This is a genomic window from Thermotoga profunda AZM34c06 (assembly GCF_000828675.1).
Classification (GTDB): Bacteria; Thermotogota; Thermotogae; order Thermotogales; family DSM-5069; genus Pseudothermotoga_B; species Pseudothermotoga_B profunda.
Map to the genome: position 1 here is coordinate 917,151 of NZ_AP014510.1, position 23,797 is coordinate 940,947.

Sequence of the window (23,797 nt, forward strand, 5' to 3'; positions counted from 1 at the left end):
GATTACCCTCCTATCCCAGGTCTATGAAATCTCTGTTTGATTTGAGAATTTCTTCAAGTAATTGTTGAGCATCTTCAATACCAGGTCCAAGTGGATGTAGTAACATTGCTTTAATTGCTTTTTGTTTTGATTTTTCCAGAAAGGCTTGAATTGTTAGCCTTTCATACATTTTGATGGTGTGAGTTAAACCAACTGCGAATTCATCAGCTCTGCCAAGTGTTACTGGAAAGACTCTACCTGCCTTTACAAGACAAGGAATTTCAAGCACATAGTCATCTGGAAGATTGTTCACAGCACCATTGTTCTTGGTGTTCACTATGTGCATTGTTCCTGAAGATAGTGAAAGATCTCTTATCAAGTAAGCCGCAGCCGTTGAGTACATGCTACCCCCTCTTTGGGACAATTCCAATGGAATTTGGTCTATTTTTTTGTACAGTTCGAGTAGTTTGCTTTCTATCGATAGAACTTTTTCAGCACGAATGCCTTCCTTTTTGAGTTTTTCGAGCATTGTTTTTTCAGAGAGATAGTATCTCAAATAGGCATTTGGATATAATCTCAGCGCATCTAAAACCCATTCTGGAAATTCTTGCGAAGGGATATTGGCTAAGTGCAATTTCATGTTTTGCATCAACTTCTCTGTTATATCTTGGTCTTTCACATAAACCTTTTCGAGAAATGTCAAATGGTTCAAGCCATAGTATTTGAGAAAAATATCTTCCATTTTGCAACCGATTATCTGTGATATCATCTTCAAAAGATTGATGGGTATATTGCAAAGTCCAATGAATCTATCAAAACCAAGGTAATTCAAAACAAACTCAGTCACATGACCTGATGGATTGGTGAAATTGATAATCGTTGCTTTGCTGTATTTATCTACTATTTCAACATATTTTCTCACCACGGGAAAGGTTCTCAAAGCGCACGCAAAACCACCTATACCAGTTGTCTCCTGACCTATCAATCCATGAGAGAGTGGTATTCGTTCATCGTTCTGCCTTGCCAAGAGTCCACCTACGCGAAACTGAAAAATCACGTAATCTGCTCCCTGTACAGCTTCTATTATTTCAAAGGTCTTTTTTATCTTGAACCCACCTTTGACAAGTTTTTGTGTGAACTCATAGAGAATCTGAAGTTTTTCAGATGATTTTTCTATATCATGTAGAACAACTTCATCTATGTTCACATCTTTTGATATTTCCATAAAACCTTTGATGAGTTCAGGAGTATATGTACTTCCAGCGCCGATCACAGCGATTTTCATTGCTCATCACTCCAATATTTAATCAATCTTGCGATGGCATTTTCATCGAATGGATGACCCGATATCTCCGCCGCAAGGAGTACCGCTCCAACTACTGGAGGATGCTTAGGAATAATTACGTTGAATTCACTTCCAAGAGCAGACTTTATCATTTTTATGAGTATTTCGTCTGCATTTTTGAAAAACCCACCTTCAAGAACTACCTTCACAGGAAAAGTGAAATGCATTTCTCTTGTAAAAGCATCGACTATTTTAACCACTTCATCGACTATTTGAGAAAGTATTTTGAGGGCTACGTAATCAAAGAGATGGGCTGCCTCATAAAGAGTTTGTATCAGTAGGATGGCATACTCATAAATCTTTGATCTATCATGTCCCATGTATTCATAATGCATAATATCTTCAATTGGTTTGCCTATCTTGGTTTCAAAAATCTGTTGCATGAGTGTGTGTTCGTCTCTTTTGTCCTTTGATCGGATTATCGCTGAAGCAACCATGCCAGCTATTATGAATGAACCAAGTCTTTCACCAAAAAAACGTGAGAATCCACCTTTTCTTGAGATTGTCTTTTTATCACATGCATAGTTGATACCACCAGTACCACAACTTATCAGTATACCTACATCATCTAAGGTTCCAGATCTCAGAGCAATTCTACCGTCGTTGTCAAAACTGTATTTTTCCAAATTGAGTTTATCCAAGATAGATTTCGTGATTTTTATTTCAAAATCCATGTCAGCTCCGGCAACTCCAAAATATGAGTAAGTCAGATCGATCTTTTTCAAACCGGCTTTTGTCATTGCTTGATTTACTGCTTGATTTATGATTTCAAACGCTTGATCCACGCCGACACCTTGGTAATTTGCACCTTTCGTTCTGAGATATGACACAACCTTTCCAGATTCGTCTGCTATTACAACATCTGTTTTGCTACCACCGATATCTACTCCCATGAAATACATTTCGATCACCCCTAAAATTTCACGGCTTCTGGCATCACATGAAGCATTGTAGGTGGAAGAACTTTGAACGCTTCAACAAGTTTCTCGTTATATTTTGCTCTCTCAGTTAGGTAAAAAGAAAGCATTTGTAAAGATTTTTCATCAAACTGACTCCTGTGTTGTGCAATGGCAAGTAATTTCTTTTCAAGATGTCTTTGCTCGATTTCATAAAAAGTGTTCGGAAAGGCTGTGTTGAAAAAACTGATAGCCTTTACTTCATGGTCTGTTGTGCCAGGACAAACCTTGGGTAATCTATACAAACTTGTAGCTTGCGAAGCTCCCATACCTGTTTTTATGTGATCTGGATGAACTTCATAAACCAAAAATGGGTCGACGGTAAAAACGATATCAGGCTTAATCTTTCTTATGTATTCAGCCGTCTTTGTTCTGACTTGTTCAATTGTGTAATCTCCGAGATCTTCAAAATCAAGCCAAATCAACTCATGGACACCCAGGATTCGCGCAGCGTTTTGTTGCTCACTTTTTCTTATTTCGCTCAATCTCTGACCAACGATTTTCTGGTCTTGTGAACCTGCCCCACCATCCGTGACTGTTAAATAATAAACTTTAACACCTTTCTCTGAGAGTTTTGAGACTGTTGCCCCCATACTGATGTCGGCATCATCTGGATGAGGTTGAACGCACAGAATTTTCTCACACTCTTCGAAATTAGGAACCATGAAAAACTCTCTGAGCTTTTGGGATAGATCAGTCATGATGTTCACTCCTTTCATAACAATAATTCTACATCACAATGGTGTTTATTGTTCAATCTGGGAATTTGTTGTTTGGTTTTGTGAAAGACCTTTTCGGTGTTGAAAAAAGAGCGGGAGGGTGTAAAATTTCATGTAAACATAAGGTTACTGACAGACGACGCATCGAGAATATTGTTAACATGCGTGTTAGAAAACGTTTGCTTGTAAAGCGTTTTTGTTTGAATATCGACGTACATAGCCATATAATTAAAGTACCATTGGTAGCGGAGCGGTGTAAGTGGATTGGATTCATGTTCCAGTCATGGCAAAAGAAGTACTACATTATTTTAGCAGTTTAAGGGGAATATTTCTCGATTGTACTGTGGGTGCAGGTGGACATTCGGAAGCAATTCTTAACAACATTGATGGCAGCGTGGTCATTGGATTGGATGTCGATGACGATGCTTTGCAGTTAGCGAAGCGAAGATTGAGCGAATTTGAAAAACAAGGAAGATTGTTTTTAGTAAAATCTTCATATGTCAATGCAAGAGATGTTCTAAAACAATTGGGAGTGTCGTCAGTAAACGCAATACTTATGGACCTTGGTATGTCCACGCTGCAGCTTACCAATAGCGAGCGTGGTTTTGCGTTTTCTATGGATGGTCCACTTGATATGCGAATGGACAAAGATCAACAATTGACGGCTTATGATGTTGTCAATTTCTGGACACAAGAGCAACTTAGAAGGTTGTTTTTTGAATGTGCTGAAGAAAAACGCTATGCCAAGAGAATAGCAGATTTTATTGTCAAATGTAGACCTATAAAAACAACCCAGGAATTGGCCAAAGTAGTAGCAAGGGCTTTGCCAGAATCTGAGAAAAGATTACGAAAAAGGCATTTTGCAACAAAGGTGTTCCAGGCAATTCGAATAGCGGTAAACAATGAGCTTGAAAATCTGAAGAAATTCTTGTCGTATGCTCCAGAGTTATTGTGTATTAGAGGGAGAATTGCAGTTATTTCTTTTCATTCTTTGGAAGATAGGATTGTAAAGGAAAGTTTCAGATCAAGTGGGTGTTTAACGGTTGTAACGAAAAAACCAATTAGACCAACGCAGGATGAGATATCTAACAATCCAAAAGCCAGAAGCGCAAAGATGAGAGTAGCGGAGCGAAAGTGAGAGGAGGAGGGGGTTTGGCCCTCGCAAAAACTCAAGCGAAGAGAAGTTCAAGGGTTGTCACACGCACCATTGTCCTCGATCTCAGCAAGGTGTTTCTCCTGGTTCTTTTTGTCGCAATAATAGTTGCCATAGCCTTCCCTATAGTGCGGCTTGCTAAACTTTCTGCTCAATTGTCTCAGCAGAACAGAGTTTTGGAAATGAAAATCGTCGAGCTCCAACAACAAATTGAGCAACTTGAGAACCAGCGATCTTTGACGTTTGCCAATCATGAACTTGTAAGAACAGGAGAGCATGAGAAATAGTTTTCTTGAATTGCGTACGAAGTTGATAATTAGAATAGCGGGCATTGCGGCAGCCGTGATGATATTGGCGTTTTGTTTTCGTGGCACATCAGCTGGTGTTTCTTCAAATTGGAGTGTTCGCATACCTGCGATGCGTGGTAAGATACTTGACACAAATGGCCGCTTTTGTGCTGTCGATGAAATTTCTTATGTTGCCTACTTGGATGTTCGTTTCCTCAAATCACAGTACTCCGACAGGTTATCTCCGCAATTATCACTTTTGCTGAAAAACTTTGGCATCTCTTTATCTGCCGAAGAAATTCTCAAAGGATCAACAAGTTTTGTGAAATTAGCCGAAGAGAAAGACCGAAATTCGATAATCGTGAAGATCCCAACCTCACTCATACCATACGTATCTATTCAGATGGTCACCGTCAGAAAACAGATAAAAGAATATGACTTTGACAAAATCCTTGGAAAGGTTATTGATGGTCATGGAATAGGTGGAATAGAAGAGAAACTCGACAGCGTGCTCTCAAAGAAAAGCGATGGGAAATTACTTTTGAAATACCAAGGGTTTGTCACGTTATCTCCGAAAATAGATAAGATCGTAAAGCCAATCGATGGACAAGATGTAAAGTTGTCACTTGATATAGACATTCAAAGAATATGTTATAGAGAGATACAAAAGGCTGTACAAGAAAATAAGGCACTCGCAGGCGGAGTAGTTATAATGGAGACAAAGACTGGGAAGATCAGGGCGATGGTTACAACAAGAGATTGGAACGATATAGTCATGGGTTATTTTGAGCCTGGATCGGCAATAAAACCCATTGTTTATTCAATAGCTCTGGAAAACAACGTTATCCAATTGGATGATTCCTTTGACTGTCCGGGTAGTATCAAACCCGTACCGGAACTCGATATAACTGTAAGAGATCTCGAAGCCCATGGAAAGACTGATGTCAGTAAAGCGCTCGTTGTTTCGTGTAATACCGCAACGATTTTGATTGCTGAGAAAATCAAAAATCAACTTGGAGTCTATCAATACTACGATTGGCTCAAGAAGTTTGAATTTGGTGAGAAAACTGGTGTAGAGATTGCAGGTGAAATATCTGGTGTTTTGAGAAAACCAGAGCAATGGTCGAAGATCGATTTTGCAATGATTTCAATTGGGCATGGTATAGGAACTCCCGCTCTACAATTTTTAGCGGCCTTCAACACTATCGCGAACAAAGGAGAATATGTTTATCCGAGCATAATCGAATCCAGTGAAGTGAAGAAGAAAAGCGTTATAAGCGAAAGAACAGCTTACGAGATTTCGCAAATATTACGTCGAGTGGTAGAGGAAGGTACCGGGATCAGGGCACAAGTTCCAGGAATAAATGTTGCGGGTAAAACAGGTACGGCACAGAAGATAGCGTCTGGCGAAGGAAAATATTTCTCGATCTTTGTTGGTTTTTTTCCGTATGAAGATCCAAAATATACCATGCTTGTGTACATCGACGAACCTTCAGCAGATAAATATCTTGCCGGAGAGGTTGCAGCACCTGTTTTTGCATCAATTGTGAAAAAGTTGAATACGTTGTCCAAAGAAAGTCCCATCAGTTATCCCAAAGGAATTATCCCAGATTTGAGAGGTATGAGTTTGAGAGATGCGCTGATCATTCTGAATGATATTGGAGTAAAGGATATACAGGTAAAAGGTTCAGGTGTTGTTGTTCAGCAATATCCGGAACCGGGCACGACCGATTTGAGTAAGATCTTGTTGATTTTGCAATGATCTTGACCGTTAATCCCTCTCGATGATATAATTAACTGGCGTTGGGAGGTCGTCTAATGGTAGGACAGCGGACTCTGGATCCGCCGGTGGAGGTTCGAGTCCTCCCCTCCCAGCCAGATCTGCAGGCGAAAGCCTGCTTTTTTTGTGTTGTGATACAACGTGGAGATGTTGTACGGGTACTGAACTTAATGAAGATGTAGTATAATGTAACGGAAAACATTCAAGGAGGTCATACGATGCAAAAGAATATCAAGACACAGGAAAAAAATTTAGTTGTCTGTGAATACACTTTTACGAAGGACGAGGTTGCACAAGCGGAAGAGAATGCTATTAAACAGATCGCAGACAGAGTAGATATCCCTGGCTTCAGAAAAGGGAGAGCACCTAAGCACCTTTTGAGAATGCGCTATCCTGAAACGATAAAATCTGAGATGCTCGAAATACTTTGGCAGAAAATTTCAGAAGAAATCGATATTAGTGAAGAATTGCTTTTATCACCAATTTTAGAAGATTTTGAGATTAGCAAGGATGGCGCGAAGTTGGTTCTGCAGATTCACAAAAAACCAGAAATAGTGATAAAACCATTTGAAGAATTCGAGCTAAAGAGACTCGATAAACCATCGACTCTCAATGGTTATGTTGAAAGAAGGCTTAAGGAATTACAAGAATTTCATGCCGTATTAGAACCCAAAGAAGGTCCGGCCGATTTTGGAGATATGGTAAGGGTAAAGATGACCATAACAACAGATGATAAGGTAGTAATGAACGAAAAAATCAACGAATATGTACTTTACAAAGAAGATGACAGACCTATTGTGACAGAGGTCGTTGGTAAGAAAGCAGGCGATGTGGTTGAATTCGATAGAGATTTCGGAAAAAACAAGGTTTATCATTACAAAATTGAAATTGAGCAGGTTAACAAGAGAAAATTGCTCGATATTTCTGATGAACTTGCAAAGGCCGTTGGTACAGAATATGAAACACTTCAACAACTCAAAGAAGCACTTGAAAAAGAAGGATCTGAACTTTATGAAAGAGACATGAAGGAATTTCTCCAAAATCAAGTGATTGATATTTTGGCAAATGAGTCAGAACTGTTGATATCGGAACGTACGATAGCTGAACTTGTAGAACGTGCATTCGAAAAGATTAAACAAGACAAACAAGAATATGAAAAATTGCTCAAAGATCATGAAAATGATCCCGAAAAGCTCAAGGAGGCTCTGAAAAACTATTACTTAACTGATCTCAAGAGAACTCTATCGATAGAAAAGGTTGCGCGTGAAAATGATCTGAAAGTGACAGACGAAGAAGTAGAAGCGCAGGCACAAGATCTGGCAGTTGCGTGGGGAATTTCGGTTGATAGAGCTAAATCAATTCTGAAATCACGTCAAGATATCTCCAACGATGTTCGATGGGAATTGTTGAAAAGAAAGGTAGCAGACATAATTCTTGAAAAAGCCAAGGTAATAGACATCAAACCAGAGGAATTACAAAAGGAGGAAAAGGAACATGAAGATAAATGATCAATTAATTCCGACTGTTATAGAAACCACTGGTAGATATGAACGAGCTTATGATATCTATTCAAGACTTTTGAAAGATCGAATAGTTTTTCTTGGATACCCAATAGACGACCACACGGCAAATCTTGTGGTAGCACAATTATTATTTCTCGAGGCAGAGGATCCAGATAAGGATATTCAACTTTACATAAACAGTCCTGGAGGATCGGTGACAGCTGGCCTTGCGATATACGATACGATGCAATATGTGAAATGCGATGTAACGACGATTTGTGTGGGACAAGCTGCTTCGATGGCTGCTGTATTGCTCACAAGCGGCACTAAGGGAAAACGATTTGCATTGCCGAACGCGAGAATAATGCTCCATCAACCACTCGGTGGCGCTGAAGGACCGGTCAAAGATGTTGAGATAATAACGAAAGAACTTCTTCGAATAAAGAATTTGATAAATAATATACTCAGTGAAAAGACTGGTCAGCCATTCGAACGAATAGAAAAGGATACGGACAGGGACTTTTTCATGGATGCTTATGAAGCTTTGAACTATGGATTAATAGATAGGGTGATCGAACCAAAGAGAAGGTGAGACTATTTGAAACTCACACCAATGATGCAACAGTACATGCAAATAAAATCAAGGTATAAAGATGCAATTTTGCTCTTTCGCCTCGGTGATTTTTACGAGGCGTTTTTTGAAGATGCCCAACTTGTATCCAAGATACTCGATCTCGTATTGACACACAGACAAGGTGCACCAATGGCGGGCGTCCCTTATCATGCTGTGAACGTTTATCTCAAGAAGCTTGTGCAAGCTGGATACAAAGTAGCGATATGCGACCAACTCGAAGACCCTGCTGTTGCAAAAGGGCTTGTCAAAAGAGAAGTTACCAGAATCGTCACACCTGGTACAGTTCTGGAAGATGAATTACTCGAACAGGAATCGAACAATTACCTTGTTGCCCTATGTAAATATTCTCGATATACGATTGCCGGTGTAGACGTTTCAACTGGTGAGAGTTTCGCAACTTCATTTGATGATTTTCAAGCAACATTGGATTTTCTTGAATCGATAAAGGTTTCTCAGATACTTTGTGATTTGTCGCTGAGAGATGATTTGAAGCAAAGATTCAATAACATCATGATAGAAACTCTTTCGGATTGGCACTTGAGTGGCACTAATGTTGAAAAGGATATCGCAGAAGCTTTTGGTGTCTCAACTATTGACCATTTTGAGCTTGGTGAGAATCTGCAAACCTTTGGTGCTTTAGTTAGATACCTTCGATTTACATTGATGGTGAACAATGTGTTCCTCAAGCCTCCTAAAATTCTCAGGGATCAATCTTATATTTTTCTGGATCCTTCAACTATAGAACATCTTGGGTTGTTACCAGGGGTAAAAGGTAAGAACCTCTTTGACGTGCTCAATTTTACAAAAAGTCCAATGGGTGCAAGGCTTTTGAAAACTTGGATTTTGCAACCTTTGAGAGATTTGAAAAAGATTGTAGAAAGGCTTGACATGGTTGAAGCCCTGGTCAATGATCAATTGTTGTTGAGTGAGATTAGGGAGTACCTGAGTGCCGTCAAAGATATTCAGCGAATTGCCGGAAGAATTCGTTATGGTAAGGCATCTCCAAAAGATCTTGTTGCTTTGCGTTGCACTTTGTCGGTTTGTCCATATATAAGAGAAGTTCTCTTGAGCAACGAATGTTTTTCACATATTGCTCAAATAGATTGCCTTGAAGACCTATGTGAGAAACTCAATCAAGCTATCGAGGAAGACCCATCTATGATCATTGGAGAAGGCAAAGTAATAAGAGCTGGCTATGATAAAGAACTCGATGAGCTCAGAGAACTTGTTTATCATTCAGAGGAGTTACTAAAAGACTTTGAAAGAAAAGAGAAATTGAGAACGAATATACCAAATTTGAAAGTAGGTTATAATACCGTATTTGGTTATTTTATAGAAGTGACAAAATCACATCTTTCGAAAGTTCCAAAAGACTATGTCAGGAAACAAACTCTTGTAAATGCAGAGAGGTTTATAACAGAAGAATTGAAGAATTTTGAAGAAAAGATACTGACAGCCAAGGAAAAACTTGAAAAGCGTGAGAAGGAACTTTACGGGAAGCTCTGCTCTGAGATATTGGAGAAAATAGAGTCAATCATGAATTTGGCCGATTTTCTTGCGTCTATCGATGTTCTTTCTTCGCTGGCTTATGCTGCTACGCGTTATGGATATACTAAACCAAAATTTCAGCCAGATGGGATTTTGTATTTGAAGAATTCGAGACATCCTGTAGTGGAAAAACTCGTTGACAACTTCGTTCCAAATGATTTATTCATGGATCGATCGAAGAGTTTCGTGATATTAACTGGACCAAATATGAGTGGCAAATCAACCTTCATACGCCAAGTAGCTCTGATCGCTTTGATGGCTCAGATTGGTAGTTTTGTTCCAGCCGATGAGGCTATTTTGCCGGTTTTTGATAGAATTTTCGCAAAAATGGGTGTGCGTGATGACATAGAATCTGGCAAGAGTACCTTTTTGGTCGAAATGAACGAGGTTGCAAAGATAATTCATCAGGCTACGAAGGACAGTTTGGTTGTACTTGATGAAGTTGGCAGGGGTACGAGCACTTTCGATGGTATAAGTATTGCGTGGGCGGTTTCTGAATATATACATAACCAGATAGGATGTAAATGTATCTTTGCTACACACTTCACAGAACTGACAGAACTGGCCAGATTGTATGAAGGCGTTGAGAACAAAACTGTACAAGTAGTTGAAGAAAAATCTGGTGTAGTCTTTTTGCACAAAGTGATCGATGGAGTGGCTGACAAAAGCTATGGTATTGAAGTTGCTGCAATAGCCGGACTTCCAAAGGATATCGTTCAAAGAGCAAGAGAAGTGCTTGATGTCATTGTAACTAAGAGCGAACTTGAAGACAAACTAAGAGTTGTTAGTTCCGAGAAACTCAAGAGATTGAAGAGAAAGAAGGTGCATCCGGATCAATCGGCGTTGTGGTGATATACCGATATTGCACCTAACGCATACCAATGCGGATGCCGATAGTTTTGCAAGTGCCTATTGGGGCTATCGAACGATAGGTGGGGGGATCTATGTCGACAACCCTGATTCGACTGTTTTGAATTTGATGAAGAAGCTGAATGTCCAAAATTTTTTCCCAGAACAAGTTCATTGTTTCTATGTATACGATACGTGCGAGCCACAAAAAGTGCCTTTTGATGTTTACAACTACAGAGTTTTTGATCATCATGCCAGTTATTGTTCAGAATTCTTGAGTAAAGCAGATTTTGCACATGTTCGACAGAGAACGGCAAATGTGATGAATCTCTATGATTTGAGCAAAGAAATGCAGTTGGACGAAAAGATCCTGTTTGCCTTTGCCGTCGCACTTGTTACCGATACGGGTTTTTTGAAAACAGCCCGATCTGAGGAAATAGAGTATTTGGCAAAATTTTTAGGCAATCATATTCTTGAAGAAGTATTTGATGTCATATTATTTGGCAAAATAGAAGATACTAAGAGATTCGTCGATATACTTTCAAAGATACAAATCATTGAGCAGAGATTCAAGATAGGCTTGGTGAAATGTGAGAGTGACGATGAATTCCTTTGTATAGTTGATTTACTCATGTTCCCTTTGGGTCTTTCGATAATAATTGGAAGGCTTCCATGGGGAATTTGGATTTATTGCAGAAAAAACCTTGTTCAGAAGATATATCAACAGTTATTGAGAAACTTCTCAAACCGTGAAGCCGGCAAATTATTTGACTTTTATGACGTAGATCTGATTATCGATTTACTGAAGACGTTGTGAGATTATGAATCAAAGAGAAAATTGAATCTTTTAAATAACAAGGGGGGATAATTCTTGATCAGGTATATTTACGATCATTTACCTGAATTTGTGAGAAAACCAGCCACTTCTCTCTTTTTTTACGCGGTACCTTTTCCTTATAATAGAGGGTTACGTTATGCAAATATTTATATTTATAGAGAATTGATGAAGACACAATGGTGGGACGAAAAGAATCTCCTGTTACTTCAATTTGAGAGGTTGAGAGATTTATTATTGTATGCTTATGAGAATGTACCTTATTACAACGAGCTTTTTACAAAATATGGTTTTAATCCGAAAAAATTCCAAGATTTCACAGATTTATCTGTATTACCACGGATTGTTCTCACGCGTGAGGAGATTAATAGGAATTTTGAAGATCTAATCCCCAAAAACTATGATGGATACAGAATTTTGCTTAAGACTGGTGGAACTACGCGATTGCCAATGAGTTTTTATGTATCAGAAAATACTTATTTAGCTGCACTTGCATGTATTCAGAGGCAATGGTATTGGGCTGGCGTGAAACCGAAGGATTTGATCTTTGTCTTTCGTGGAGGTGTTGTAACAAAGAAAGCAAAAAGACTAAATTATTTTTGTGAAAGGATAAACAACGAAGTCTATTTTGACACATCAAACATGGATGGAAATACTTTGAACAGATATGTGGATATTTTGAATAGAATGAAACCAACAGCTATTCGCGGTTTTCCTTCTTGTTTGGAAATACTTTCAGACTATATAATCGAGCGAAAAATCTCTGTTCACCAACCAAAGGCAATACAAACTTCTTCAGAGGTTTTGTTGCCAAAACAAAGAGAGAAGATCGAATTGGCATTTGGCTCAAAAGTTTTTGATACATACGGTAATGGTGAACACACTATAATTGCAACAGAATGTGACAAACACAGTGGCCTTCATCTCAATCAAGAGTTTGGTTATACTGAATTCGTCAAGATTGGAGAGACAGAGGAGAATGAAAGTATATACAAGGTGATCACGACATCTTTGTTTAATAGTGCATTTGTCTTCTTTCGATATGATACTGAGGATCTGGTGATATTGGATCATTCTGCATGCTCATGTGGCAGAAGGTTTCCCCTAATTAAGAAAGTAATGGGAAGGTGTGGGGATATAATAAGATGCTCAAATGGCAAGAAGATCCCACCGGTTTCTTTTGCCAATTTTTGGGTTGATAATCTAAAAGACAGGTTGAGAGGTATCAAATATGTCCAACTGGTTCAAAAAGATCTGGAATATTTCATTGTCAGACTCATAGGTCAAGAGGATCGTGAAAATGAAAAAATGAAAAAGTGATAAAGGAAATACTGCCAAATCTTCTGGGTAAGAATGTCAAAATCGAGTTTGAATACCTATCTCATGTCGACTTCCACAAGAAATGGAGAGTGACCATTTCAGAGATCGAGTAAATTCCTTTGATTTTTGCAAGCTATGGTCTGTTAATCATGGCTATGTTTCCTGGTTATATTAGTTGAACTTTAATCATGATTGACAGGACTAAAATATAGTATTGGTGATAAAATAAAAATAGAAAAAATCTATTCAGGTTAAACACTGTTTCACATATACCTTTAGGAGGAATATGAAATGACTCGAGAACAACTCATAGAAATCATCTCTGAACGAGTAGCTAAATGTACAGCATGTACTCTTCATACAGGTCGAACAAATGTGGTTGTTGGTGAAGGTAGTTTGTATGCTCCAATAATGTTTGTTGGTGAAGGACCAGGTGAAGAAGAGGACAAGACAGGAAGACCCTTTGTTGGAAAAGCAGGACAGCTTCTGACAAAAATTCTTGAATCAGTCAGTATTAGTCGTGAAGATGTCTATATATGTAATATAGTGAAGTGTAGACCACCGAATAACAGAGCACCCAAGCCCGATGAACAAAAAGCCTGTGGTCATTTTCTCCTTGCACAGATAATGATTGTAGATCCAAGAATCATAGTACCACTCGGTAGTACTGCCTTGTCTTTTTTTCTGAATCAGAATCTTTCAATCACAGAATGTAGAGGTAAAGAAATAGATTGGAAAGGGGGAAAGAAACTCTTTCCGATGTTTCATCCAAGTTTCCTGCTGAGAAATCCTTCAAAGGAAAAAGGTTCACCCAAGGATCTCACTTGGCAGGATATAAAGAAAGTAAGGGCATACTTCGATCAGTACAAAGGGAGGTAAGACTATGGCAAGGGGTAGAAAGAAAATTTTAACACCAGCACTTGAGGATTACTTAACTATCATTTATGAAATTCAGCAAAAACAACCAGCCGCCAGAATCAGTACGATTGCTCGAAAAGTAGGTGTAAGTCTTCCAAGTGTTACGAACGCCGTTAGACGCTTGGCAGATCTTGGTTATGTCGAATACGAAAAATATGGGCTCATAGTTTTGACAAACAAAGGGAAACGTAAGGCACAGATCATGCGTGTACTGCAGCAGAGAATTTGTAACTTCTTTTATTATGTGTTAGGAGTGCCTGTCGATGTTTCTGATAAGATCTCCAAGCATTTGTCACACTATCTCACAGCTCGAGCGCGTGAAAGAGTGAAAGAATTCTACAGATTGATTCTCGATTTTGATGAAACCAAGGCAAAAGATCTCAGAAAATTCATCGAAGAAAGTAGAAAATTGGTTAACGTGGAGCAACTCCCACAGGAAGTCCTTGAAGATATAAAGGCAGCAGAGATAGAGGAAGAAGAAGGTGACTAATTGTGCCTAATATTCTTGTCACTGGTGGAGCTGGATTCATAGGATCACACTTGGTGGATGCACTGACTCAGGAAGGTTATAAAGTCGTTGTAGTTGACAATCTTTCTACTGGAAAAGTAGAAAACTTGAATCGAAATGTTCTGTTTTACCAGCAGAGTGTTGAAGATGAAGAGATGATGGAACGTATTTTCATGTTGCACAAATTTGATTTTGTGTTCCATCTTGCGGCTCAAGCAAGTGTCAGTGTTTCTGTGAAAGAACCAGCAAAAGATGCTAAAGTGAACATCCTGGGAAGTTTAATTCTTTTGGAGAAGAGTGTGAAATACGGTGTAAAGAAATTCATCTTTTCCTCAACAGGTGGGGCGATTTATGGAGAAGGTGTACCAGTGCCAACAAGCGAAGCGACTGTGCCTCATCCTATCTCTCCTTACGGAATTGCCAAGAGATCTGTCGAGATGTACCTTGAGTTCTACAAAAATGAAAAAAATTTAAACTATGTCTCTTTGAGATATGGTAATGTATATGGCCCAAGACAGGATCCAAACGGTGAAGCCGGTGTCATCGCGATATTTTCTTCGAGAATGCTTAAGAATGAAGAAGTTTTTATCTTTGGAGACGGTGAATATGTGAGAGATTATGTATATGTTAAAGATGTTGTACGTGCCAATTTGCTTGCTTTGAATCAAAACGTGAGTGGCATATACAACATAGGAACGAGTATTGGGACTTCTGTGAATGAACTTTTCAAGATGCTCGCGCAGATAACAAATTATCAAAGACAACCAACCTATGCACCACCGAGGAAAGGCGATATACGAAAAAGTATCTTAGATTCATCAAAGGCAAGGTCGGAATTGGGCTGGTCTGTAACGACAACACTTGCTGAGGGATTAGCAGAAACTGTTGAGTTCTTTAAAGCATGATGGGTAGGTGAATCGCCTACCCATCTTGGGGGTCTTAAATGATGTTCGACCCACAAGTAGATGAATACAAACCTCTTGCAGAAAGGGTCAGACCAAAGAATTTTGAAGATTTAATTGGTCAGCAACATGTGATGGGAAAAGATGGGATATTGCGTAGAGCCCTTGAAAAAGGGAGTATATTTTCTTGCATCTTGTATGGTCCACCTGGTTGTGGAAAAAGTTCTATTGCGGAACTCATAAGAAAATATGTGAATGCCGAATATTATTCATTCAGTGGAGCGCTTCATGGCGCTGCTGAGATCAAGCAAGCTATGAACCGAGCTCAGGAGATGAAAAAATACGGTAAACAAACGGTGGTTTTTATAGATGAAATTCATCGTCTCAACAAAGCACAGCAAGATCTTTTGCTCTCCAAGGTAGAAGATGGGACGATAACGTTGATAGGTGCAACAACAGAAAATCCTTCTTTTGAAATCATTCCTCCATTATTGTCAAGATGCAGAGTGATCTTTCTCAAACCTCTTTCAAACGAAGATTTAGTGAGAATAATGAAAAGAGCCTTGATAGTAGACCAAAAGATCGCGAATTATGGAATATCAGTTAACGAAGAAGTTCTTGAATCGATTGCTCAGCTTTCTCAAGGTGATGCGCGTTTTGCGCTCAATACCCTTGAAATGGCAATTGAAACTGCAAAGACTATGGACAAGAAGATACTCGATCTAAAGATCTTACAAACCAGTACAAGTTATAAACCCCAAGGATACAGATCTGAAGAACACTATGATTTTGCTTCTGCATTCATAAAAAGCTTGAGAGGTAGCGACCCAGACGCGGCATTGTATTATATGGCAAGAATGATCGATTCTGGAGAAGATCCCATGTTCATTGCAAGGAGAATGATAATCCTTGCCAGTGAAGATATAGGTTTAGCTGAACCCATGGCACTACTCGTTGCGGTGGCTGCAGCCCAAGCCGTTGAATATGTAGGATTACCCGAATGCGTATTGAATCTTGCCCAGGCTGTGATCTATCTTGCGGCAGCACCAAAGAGTAATTCAGTTTACTTGGCAGTTGAAACGGCGAAAAACGTTGCAAAGCAATCTATTAACCTTCAAGTTCCACTCTTTTTGAGAAACCCTGTTACAAAATTGATGAAAAACGCAGGCTACGGTGAAGGATACATTTATCCTCACGAAGTCGGTGGTTTTGTGAGAAGAAGTTATATGCCAGATGAATTAAAAAAGGTCAAGATCTATTTACCCAAAGACATTGGAAAAGAATCGAATATCAAAAAAAGACTCGAAGAGCTCTGGGGGAAAGAAAAATATTCACAGGAGGAAAGAAAATGAAGAAGATAAGATCATCGAATTGTATTTACGCTTTTTCATCTTTGATGAAACCTGTAGAAACCATTGAACCAGGTGAAATAGTAGTCTTTGAAACCGTTGACGCCCTGGGAGGTCAAATCAAAGACGAAAATGATACAGCATACCTTGATTTTTCAAAAGTCAACCCTGCAACAGGACCTGTATTTATCAAAGAAGCATATTCTGGAAAAGTTCTCAAGGTTAAAATTTTGGATATAGAGATCTTCGATAAAGGTGTTATAGTTGCCGAAGAGGGCTTTGGTGTACTACCCGATGTTGTTAAAGGTTTCAAAGCTAAGATCGTTGAAATTAAGAACAATATGGTCTGTTTCGATAACCTTAGACTTCCGATAGACCCGATGATTGGTGTAATTGGTGTGGCCCCAGAAGAAGGTGAATTTCCAACTGGCACAGCTCATAGGCATGGGGGAAATATGGACACGAAGCAGGTTAAATCGGGAAATATTATTTACCTACCAATCTTTCAAGATGGTGCTCTCTTTGCTTTAGGCGATGTTCATGCACTGATGTCTGATGGGGAGGTATGTGTTTCTGCGTGTGAGGTCGGCTCGAAAGTGACAGTGAAAATAGAAGTTGTTGATAGGAAAATCGATTGGCCTATTGTCGAAACATCCAAAGGTTACTTCATATTGGTTTCTTTGCCGGACATAAATGAGGCTTTTAGAGAAGCCACAAAGCAGGCTGTGAATTTTCTTTCTGAAAGACTTGAGATATCATTTGACAAAGTTTATATGTTGGCAAGCCTTGTGGTAGACATTCAAGTGAGTCAGTTAGTTGATCCAAATAAAACAGTCAGGGCTTTTATACCAAAGACAATTTTTCATTAATCGATTGGAGGAGTCAATACAATGAGTGTTGCAATAGTTGTTGACAGCAGCATGGACTATCCCAGTGAATATAAATGGCAACTGCCAGTTCATATACTTCCTTTGAGACTCTATGTGGACGAAAGGGAATATAGAGACAGATATGACATAGATGAAAGACAGATATATCAATACATGATTGACGGAAAGAGAGTTAAGACTGCCCTGCCGAACGTGAAAGAGACGGCGGAGTTACTATCAGAACTTTGCAAGAAATACGGTAAAGTAATCGTGTTGACACTTTCTCAAAAACTCAGTGGAACTTTCAACATGATTAGAATGGTGGTTGAAAATTTCAATCTGAACAAAAAAGTTGACGTCTACGACTCAAGAGGAGTTAGTGGTAAGATCTTTTATGTCTTAGATAAATTGATCAATGACCTACTCAACAACAGAAAAATTTGTCAAGAAGCTATTGATGAGTACAGCAGAAATTCGACAATGTTTTTTGTGCTCAATACCTTGGAATACCTCAAGAAAGGCGGAAGAATAGGCAAATTGAGTGCTTTTATTGGCAAAATTTTGAATATAAAACCAATTCTCTCGTTGGATGAAAAAGGAGAACTCTACAAAGTGGCAACTGCAAGAAATGACAAAGATTTGGTCAGTACCATGGTTTCGTTGATTAAAGATTTCATTGGCTCAGAGAAAAATTATGTTCTTTACGGGGGATATGGTCTTGACAGTATGAAAGATCTTCTGCAGGATGTGATTTCTAAATTCAATAGATGTGATGGATTAGCTCGTGTAGGTCCAGCGGTCGCTGCACATGCTGGGCCAGAGGTTTTTGGAATTCTCGTTGGTAAAGCTTGAGTTGTTTTGTCAAACAATTTTCAAAGTCTTTGAACATTTGGTATCTTGATAAATATCTTCTTTGTGATAATATATTCATTGGTTTGTGTCGGGGCGTAGCGCAGACGGCTTAGCGCGCCTGCCTTGGGAGCAGGAGGTCGCTGGTTCAAGTCCAGTCGCCCCGACCATTTTTTATATAAATATAAAAAATCCCTTCTTTAACCACATCTACCAATTTTTCATCATACATAATCATAAAATGATACAAATTATGTTCCTGTATACAAAATAGGCAGGGGTATTCTTGCATTCGTCTTGCTGATTAATTTAAAGATATTTTCAAAGTGTTGTCATGGAAATAGTTGTATAATTGTACAACAGTGAAAGGAGGAAAGTTGTGCAAGTCGAAGAGATTTTTAAAGCCCTGGCATGCAAATGGAGGATTGAAATCATAAAACAGATAGCAAAACAAGATCTTTGCATGTGTGATCTTGAAGCGGCAAATTATATCGATAAAACAACTATTTCAAGGCATATAGCCATTTTACAAAATGCTGGAATTATTGAGTTGCGAAGAGAAGGGCAGAAAAAAAGAATAATCCTAAAGGACAACAGGATTCTGGAACTCATAAATTTGGCTGAAAAGATCGTTGAAAAATGATATTCACAGAAGGAGGAGATATAGAATGGCAAAGAACTGGTATCCAGTTATTGATTACGACAAATGTGCTGGATGTCTGAGTTGTGCAAATTTCTGTCCTCATGGAGTTTACACAATCAAGGATGGTAAACCTGTTGTCACAAATCCTCTTGAATGTGTGGAGTTTTGCAGAGGTTGTCAAAAACTTTGTGACTACGGCGCGATAACTTACTCGACGGAGGTGAAAGTCCATGGGTAAAAAGGGATTGTTACTGTGTGTTTGTTAAGGTACATGCCCGTCTTTTCATCAAATGAATGTTTTTGAAGTGCTCAATGCTATAAGAAGAGAAAATTTGGTTGATTTTGTCGCACTTCATCCACAACTGTGCGCAGATGATGGAGATACTTACTTGAAAACATTGACAAAAGACGATCAAATAGAAAAGCTGTATGTAGCGGGTTGTGATCCAGCGATGCAAAAAAAGATGTACAGGGATGCTTTTGAAACGAGTAATTTTGACAGATCGAAACACGTTGGTGTAGATATAAGAAATATGACTACAGAACAGGCAATTGAAGCAATTAAGAATATGATCAAAAATAGCTGAGTTTTGTTGTATCATATCTTTGGTGATAGCTGTGTGCAGGATGATTGGTTTTTCTTTTGAAACTGAACAAGATGTAGGTGTATTTTTCAAACATTTACAATCAATGGCTCAAAATGGTAAGAGTGCTCCCCACAACCACGGGTGGGGAGTTTATGCTATCAAAGACAACGCAGTGATCTATTATCGCTCACCAAGGCCGGCGTATGAAGAAGAAATGACTTCGTTTCCTGCAAAAATAGGGATCTTTCACGCAAGAAAGGCATCAGAGCACTTGCCGATAACCTTTTTGCAACTCCATCCATTTATAGATAACAGAGGCAAGGCATTTTGTCACAACGGAACTATATATGACATTGAGTACTCTTCAATAGATAGCGATACTTACTCATATTTCTTGAAAATCAAAGATTTCTCAAATTACGAAGATCTAACTAACAAAATCGGGGAAATAGCTCAAAATTACAGGCACACAGGTATGAATTTTTTGATGATCAATAACGATGAACTGGTTGTTTATTGCGGATACAGTGGAAATAAAGATTACTACACTCTATGGTATCGAGATACAAATGGCTTTGTGGTGAGCTCAGAACCGATGGATCAAAGATTCAAACCGATAGATAATAAAACACTTCTCGTTGTGAAGGATGGAAAAATAGAGCAACTGAGATCGATTTAATGATCGGTGAAAACAAAAAGGGGCTTTAGCCCCTTTTTATGTGAAATAATTCTCTGCTGCGTGCGTAGCTGCTATTGCGCCATCTGAAACCGCAGTTATTATCTGTCTGACACTCTTTTTTCTAACATCTCCTATGGCATACACCCTTGGAATATTAGTTTGCATGAATTCATCTGTGATGATATAACCAGATTCGTCAGTGTTGACAACACCCTTGACAAAATCTGAATTTGGTACCAGACCGATAGCTATGAAAACACCGTCAACTTTTATGTTGCTCAATTCACCTGTTTTGGTGTCTCTAAGAATAACTTCCTCCAATTTCTTTGTTCCTGAAAAACTTTCAACGACTTTGTTGAACGCGAATTTGATCTTTTGATTGGAAAAGGCTCTGTCTTGCAGTATCTTAACAGCTCTCAATTTGTCACGTCTGTGAATTACAGTTACAGACCTTGCTATTTTGGCAAGATAGAGTGCATCGTTTATAGCTGTGTCTCCACCACCAACAACCGCTACATCTTTGTCTTTGAAGAAATAACCATCACAAGTTGCACAATATGAGATACCCTTTGCAGTCAATTCTTTCTCACCAGGCACATTCAATTTTTTCGGATCGGCACCTGTTGCTATCATCAAAACGTGTGATTTTATCATTCTCCCATCTTCTGTCTCAATGATTCTTTCGTCACCGTTTATTATGATATGTTTCACCTGTTCATTCAAAAAATGTGTGCCAAGTGACTGGGCATGTTCTTTCATTCTCCCAGCGAGTTCTTGACCTTCGATCGAGGGAAAACCAAGATAGTTGTCTATATAAGTAGTGAGATTCAATTGACCGCCTTCAAGTGTCTTCTCTACAACGAGTACGCTCAAACCAGCACGAGTGGCATAAACAGCTGCACCAAGTGCGGCAGGACCACCGCCAACAGTGATCACATCGTAATAATCTCTTATCTCACTCCTATGACCTGTATCAAAGATCACGTTTGGTCATCTCCCAGTTGCTTTGAAAAGTTCTTGTATGAATGCATTTTCTGGATATGCACCAACAAAATCGTATTTGTCGTTGATAAAGGTATGAGGAACGGAGGAGACTCCATAGTTCATACTCAACTCTGGAAATTCATTTGCTTCTATCATCTCGGCAACTATGTTTGAATTAACCATCGCCGCACTATGTGCCATCAATACAGCCTTTGGACAATAAGGACAAGTTGGTGTCACAAAAACCTTTATTCGAAGGGGTTGGTTTATAGAACGAATCTTTTCAATTTGCTCTGCATTGAAGAACGATGGTTTACCCGTTGAAATCGATATGATATCCTGTATCAAACTGGAGAATTCATGACCAGATGGTATTCCGTAAAATCTCACTCTTGTATCGTTACCTTCTTTATCAAGAAGGATTATAGCTGGTGTCATATCTACTCTGTATCGCTCTGCAATTTCACGATCTTTTTTCACATGATAGACATACATCTCCATTTTGCTATCAATTGAAGACAATTCTTCGAGCACTTGCTGAGTAAGATCGCAGTACTCACATTCAGTTTTGTCATCAACAAAGATCAGAATTTTCACTGGATCTTTCAATTGCTCCGAGAAGACTTTTTGAAGATACTTTGCGTCTTTTTCACTTATCAATGCCATTTTCATACCTCCTCAATTGGTTCTACATAAATTCTACCAAACAAGTCGGAATTTATTCTTTTCTATCCAGTAAAGATGAAGTAAAACCTAATATGACGAGTAAAACACCGAGGGATAGTTTACTCAATTCATGACCAACTGAAATCCTGTTGAAGACGAAAGTCAGAACGAACAAACCCCAGCAAATCAAAATAGAAGCGACATTTCGCTTTGTACATCGTTTTAGCAGATAGGTGGTTACATATTCTCTCTTTGTAAAACCCATAGAAAGAAAGAGTACGCGAAATCTCTTATCTTCATTTTCAAGATAAGCAGATAATCGACCTACATGGAAGAGAAAAGCGATCAACGAACATATGAAAAAATTCCTCACACCATATTGTCCAAAGGCTGATGTATAAGTAATGAGGACACCCAATGTAGTAATTACGTTGATAGTTGAAAATGGTGTGAGTGTCATGTTTGCCGTTCCAGAAAAATTAGCCCAGACGACGGGCAAAGCAGAAGATATGCCAATTGTCGAGTAGACTAAACCAAGTAAAAAATCTCTCAGAAAATCACTCACGCCTGTTTTTTCTCCTCTCCTTGTGGTTCTTTTTTCAAAACCTCTGCTATACCTGCTAAACTCGAAAGGATAGCCGAGGCTTCCATCGGTAAGAATATCTTAGTTGCCTTGCCGTTGGCAATCTCTTTAAGTGCATCAAGGTATTTGATTGCAATTAAATCACTTGTAGGTGCACCTTCATGTATGGCTTTGAAAACATTTATGATTGCTTCAGCTTGACCTTGAGCTTCTGCTATGAGTTTAAATCTATTGGCTTCAGCGACCTTCTTAATTGCCTCAGCCTCACCTTCGGCTCTTAAAATGGCTGCATTTCTCTCGCCTTCAGCTTTGAGAATTTCTGCTTGTTTTATACCTTCTGCTTCAAGAATCGCTGCCCTTTTGGTCCTCTCGGCTTTCATCTGTTTACTCATGGCATCAGTTATGTCTTTGGGCGGATCTATTTTCTTGATTTCAACTCTGGTTATCCTTACCCCCCATTTATCCGTGGCATCATCCAAAACCGTTCTCAATCTCGTGTTTATCTTCTCTCTTGAGGTGAGAGTTTGATCCAGTTCGAGTTCTCCTATTACATTTCTCAAGTTAGTTTGCGCAAGTTTGAGTGTTGCAAATTGAAAGTTATTGACATTGTACACTACTTTGTACGCATCGGTGACCTCATAGTATATTACGGCATCAACTGTGACTACAACGTTATCTTTGGTTATAACCTCTTGAGGAGGTACATCTATCACCATTTCTCTCAGATCAACCCTCGTCATTCTGTCAAAAAATGGAACTATGAAATGTAAACCCGGTCCAGCCTCTCTGTGAAATTTACCAAGTCTTTCAATCAATCCCCTTTGATATGGTCTTACCACCTTGATACCAGTTGCAGCTATTATCAATATCAAAACGGCAACTACACCGAGTGCAATTATCATTTTCATTCACCTCCTTTTAGTCTTTCGACGATGACATGTGCTCCTTCCACTTTTAGAATTTTGACCCTTTCCCCTTCTTGGATAACAGAATCGTCATTGGAGTAAGCTCGCCATATATCGCCATTGATCTTGACAAGACCTTTACCTTGTTCGTTATCGATTGTTTCAATCACTGAACCGATTTTTCCTATTATCTCATCTATGTGTATCTTACGTGGTTGTTCCTTGGTTAATTTTTTAGTTAATGGTCTGGTTAAAATGACCAAAAGACCAGAGATCACGATGAAAGTTATGACTTGGACCAACGTACCAAAAGCGATACTAACCGCAGACGCTACGAATGCACCTATTCCGAACCAGAACAAGAAAAATGTCGGGGTGAGTATTTCTCCTATCACGAAGATCACGCCAAAGATCAACCACACTACAAAAGGTTCCATGTGTATCACCC

General features: G+C 38.9%; 26 protein-coding genes and 2 tRNA genes. 20 read left to right on the plus strand and 8 right to left on the minus strand.

The features are described 5' to 3' along the window. Positions 1 to 10: 10 nt before the first annotated feature. The 3 genes from TSP02S_RS04385 to TSP02S_RS04395 are packed head-to-tail and all read right to left on the minus strand — an operon-like array spanning position 11 to position 2,981. Positions 11 to 1,264: a 6-phospho-beta-glucosidase gene (locus tag TSP02S_RS04385; RefSeq protein WP_041082184.1), complete on the minus strand. Its 1,254-nt coding sequence runs from the start codon at positions 1,262 to 1,264 to the stop codon at positions 11 to 13. Beyond that, positions 1,261 to 2,226: an N-acetylglucosamine kinase gene (locus TSP02S_RS04390; RefSeq protein ID WP_041082186.1), complete on the minus strand. Its 966-nt coding sequence runs from the start codon at positions 2,224 to 2,226 to the stop codon at positions 1,261 to 1,263. The genes TSP02S_RS04385 and TSP02S_RS04390 overlap by 4 nt, the downstream gene beginning before the upstream one ends. Positions 2,227 to 2,237: 11 nt before the next feature. Beyond that, entirely contained in the window at positions 2,238 to 2,981 is a 744-nt protein-coding gene (locus TSP02S_RS04395; RefSeq protein ID WP_041082188.1) for a PIG-L deacetylase family protein, read from the minus strand. 277 nt (positions 2,982 to 3,258) lie between these two features. On the opposite strand from TSP02S_RS04395, the gene rsmH reads away from it, so the two are divergent. The 20 genes from rsmH (at position 3,259) to TSP02S_RS04495 (ending at position 20,211) form a co-directional block, all read left to right on the plus strand. Beyond that, a complete protein-coding gene (gene rsmH, locus TSP02S_RS04400; protein WP_144380723.1) occupies positions 3,259 to 4,137 on the plus strand; it encodes a 16S rRNA (cytosine(1402)-N(4))-methyltransferase RsmH in 879 nt (292 codons plus the stop codon). Positions 4,138 to 4,151: 14 nt separating this feature from the next. Next, positions 4,152 to 4,439 (plus strand): hypothetical protein, encoded by a 288-nt coding sequence (locus tag TSP02S_RS04405; RefSeq protein WP_041082190.1) that lies wholly within the window; start codon positions 4,152 to 4,154, stop codon positions 4,437 to 4,439. Next, complete coding sequence (locus TSP02S_RS04410) at positions 4,429 to 6,201, plus strand: penicillin-binding protein (protein WP_041082192.1); 1,773 nt, start codon at positions 4,429 to 4,431, stop codon at positions 6,199 to 6,201. Before TSP02S_RS04405 ends, TSP02S_RS04410 begins: the two co-directional genes overlap by 11 nt. Before the next feature lie 42 nt (positions 6,202 to 6,243). Continuing rightward, positions 6,244 to 6,317: transfer RNA gene (locus TSP02S_RS04415), tRNA-Gln, on the plus strand. Positions 6,318 to 6,437: 120 nt separating this feature from the next. Beyond that, positions 6,438 to 7,727: a trigger factor gene (tig, locus tag TSP02S_RS04420; RefSeq protein ID WP_041082194.1), complete on the plus strand. Its 1,290-nt coding sequence runs from the start codon at positions 6,438 to 6,440 to the stop codon at positions 7,725 to 7,727. Next, the gene (gene clpP / locus TSP02S_RS04425) at positions 7,714 to 8,313 is read left to right on the plus strand and encodes an ATP-dependent Clp endopeptidase proteolytic subunit ClpP (RefSeq protein WP_041082196.1); all 600 of its coding nucleotides are present in this window, start codon (positions 7,714 to 7,716) and stop codon (positions 8,311 to 8,313) included. The genes tig and clpP overlap by 14 nt, the downstream gene beginning before the upstream one ends. Positions 8,314 to 8,319: 6 nt before the next feature. After that, entirely contained in the window at positions 8,320 to 10,755 is a 2,436-nt protein-coding gene (gene mutS, locus TSP02S_RS04430) for a DNA mismatch repair protein MutS (protein ID WP_041082197.1), read from the plus strand. A gap of 10 nt (positions 10,756 to 10,765) precedes the next feature. Continuing rightward, entirely contained in the window at positions 10,766 to 11,569 is an 804-nt protein-coding gene (locus tag TSP02S_RS04435) for a DHH family phosphoesterase (RefSeq protein ID WP_041082199.1), read from the plus strand. Positions 11,570 to 11,623: 54 nt separating this feature from the next. After that, on the plus strand, positions 11,624 to 12,907 hold the full coding sequence (locus TSP02S_RS04440; RefSeq protein WP_041082201.1) for a phenylacetate--CoA ligase family protein: 1,284 nt from the start codon (positions 11,624 to 11,626) through the stop codon (positions 12,905 to 12,907). Between the two features lie 291 nt (positions 12,908 to 13,198). Continuing rightward, positions 13,199 to 13,786 (plus strand): uracil-DNA glycosylase, encoded by a 588-nt coding sequence (locus TSP02S_RS04445; protein ID WP_041082202.1) that lies wholly within the window; start codon positions 13,199 to 13,201, stop codon positions 13,784 to 13,786. A 4-nt stretch (positions 13,787 to 13,790) separates the two neighbouring features. Continuing rightward, positions 13,791 to 14,315: a metal-dependent transcriptional regulator gene (locus TSP02S_RS04450; RefSeq protein ID WP_041082204.1), complete on the plus strand. Its 525-nt coding sequence runs from the start codon at positions 13,791 to 13,793 to the stop codon at positions 14,313 to 14,315. A 2-nt stretch (positions 14,316 to 14,317) separates the two neighbouring features. Further along, positions 14,318 to 15,238 carry an NAD-dependent epimerase/dehydratase family protein gene (locus TSP02S_RS04455; RefSeq protein ID WP_041082205.1) on the plus strand — a complete coding sequence of 307 codons (921 nt, stop codon included), beginning with the start codon at positions 14,318 to 14,320 and terminating at the stop codon, positions 15,236 to 15,238. A 41-nt stretch (positions 15,239 to 15,279) separates the two neighbouring features. Further along, entirely contained in the window at positions 15,280 to 16,587 is a 1,308-nt protein-coding gene (locus TSP02S_RS04460) for a replication-associated recombination protein A (RefSeq protein ID WP_041084090.1), read from the plus strand. Beyond that, positions 16,584 to 17,453 carry an acetamidase/formamidase family protein gene (locus TSP02S_RS04465; RefSeq protein WP_041082206.1) on the plus strand — a complete coding sequence of 290 codons (870 nt, stop codon included), beginning with the start codon at positions 16,584 to 16,586 and terminating at the stop codon, positions 17,451 to 17,453. The genes TSP02S_RS04460 and TSP02S_RS04465 overlap by 4 nt, the downstream gene beginning before the upstream one ends. A 21-nt stretch (positions 17,454 to 17,474) precedes the next feature. Further along, complete coding sequence (locus TSP02S_RS04470; protein WP_041082207.1) at positions 17,475 to 18,305, plus strand: DegV family protein; 831 nt, start codon at positions 17,475 to 17,477, stop codon at positions 18,303 to 18,305. An 89-nt stretch (positions 18,306 to 18,394) separates the two neighbouring features. Further along, positions 18,395 to 18,472: transfer RNA gene (locus TSP02S_RS04475), tRNA-Pro, on the plus strand. Positions 18,473 to 18,654: 182 nt separating this feature from the next. After that, the gene (locus TSP02S_RS04480; RefSeq protein ID WP_232503773.1) at positions 18,655 to 18,945 is read left to right on the plus strand and encodes an ArsR/SmtB family transcription factor; all 291 of its coding nucleotides are present in this window, start codon (positions 18,655 to 18,657) and stop codon (positions 18,943 to 18,945) included. A 25-nt stretch (positions 18,946 to 18,970) separates the two neighbouring features. Beyond that, complete coding sequence (locus tag TSP02S_RS04485) at positions 18,971 to 19,183, plus strand: ATP-binding protein (protein WP_041082210.1); 213 nt, start codon at positions 18,971 to 18,973, stop codon at positions 19,181 to 19,183. Between the two features lie 52 nt (positions 19,184 to 19,235). Next, the gene (locus tag TSP02S_RS04490; protein ID WP_232503774.1) at positions 19,236 to 19,532 is read left to right on the plus strand and encodes a heterodisulfide reductase subunit A-like protein; all 297 of its coding nucleotides are present in this window, start codon (positions 19,236 to 19,238) and stop codon (positions 19,530 to 19,532) included. A 22-nt stretch (positions 19,533 to 19,554) separates the two neighbouring features. Further along, positions 19,555 to 20,211: a class II glutamine amidotransferase gene (locus TSP02S_RS04495; RefSeq protein WP_171816320.1), complete on the plus strand. Its 657-nt coding sequence runs from the start codon at positions 19,555 to 19,557 to the stop codon at positions 20,209 to 20,211. Between the two features lie 36 nt (positions 20,212 to 20,247). Here TSP02S_RS04495 and trxB read toward each other — a convergent pair whose 3' ends face one another. From trxB to TSP02S_RS04520, 5 genes are read right to left on the minus strand one after another with little or no spacing between them, the layout of a single operon-like run. Then, positions 20,248 to 21,195: a thioredoxin-disulfide reductase gene (trxB, locus tag TSP02S_RS04500; RefSeq protein ID WP_041082214.1), complete on the minus strand. Its 948-nt coding sequence runs from the start codon at positions 21,193 to 21,195 to the stop codon at positions 20,248 to 20,250. A 6-nt stretch (positions 21,196 to 21,201) separates the two neighbouring features. Beyond that, on the minus strand, positions 21,202 to 21,861 hold the full coding sequence (gene pdo, locus TSP02S_RS04505) for a protein disulfide oxidoreductase (protein ID WP_041082215.1): 660 nt from the start codon (positions 21,859 to 21,861) through the stop codon (positions 21,202 to 21,204). Between the two features lie 52 nt (positions 21,862 to 21,913). Further along, positions 21,914 to 22,426 (minus strand): hypothetical protein, encoded by a 513-nt coding sequence (locus TSP02S_RS04510; RefSeq protein WP_041082216.1) that lies wholly within the window; start codon positions 22,424 to 22,426, stop codon positions 21,914 to 21,916. Then, a complete protein-coding gene (locus tag TSP02S_RS04515) occupies positions 22,423 to 23,346 on the minus strand; it encodes an SPFH domain-containing protein (RefSeq protein WP_041082217.1) in 924 nt (307 codons plus the stop codon). Before TSP02S_RS04515 ends, TSP02S_RS04510 begins: the two co-directional genes overlap by 4 nt. 2 nt (positions 23,347 to 23,348) lie before the next feature. Continuing rightward, on the minus strand, positions 23,349 to 23,786 hold the full coding sequence (locus tag TSP02S_RS04520; protein WP_041082218.1) for an NfeD family protein: 438 nt from the start codon (positions 23,784 to 23,786) through the stop codon (positions 23,349 to 23,351). Positions 23,787 to 23,797 lie beyond the last annotated feature (11 nt).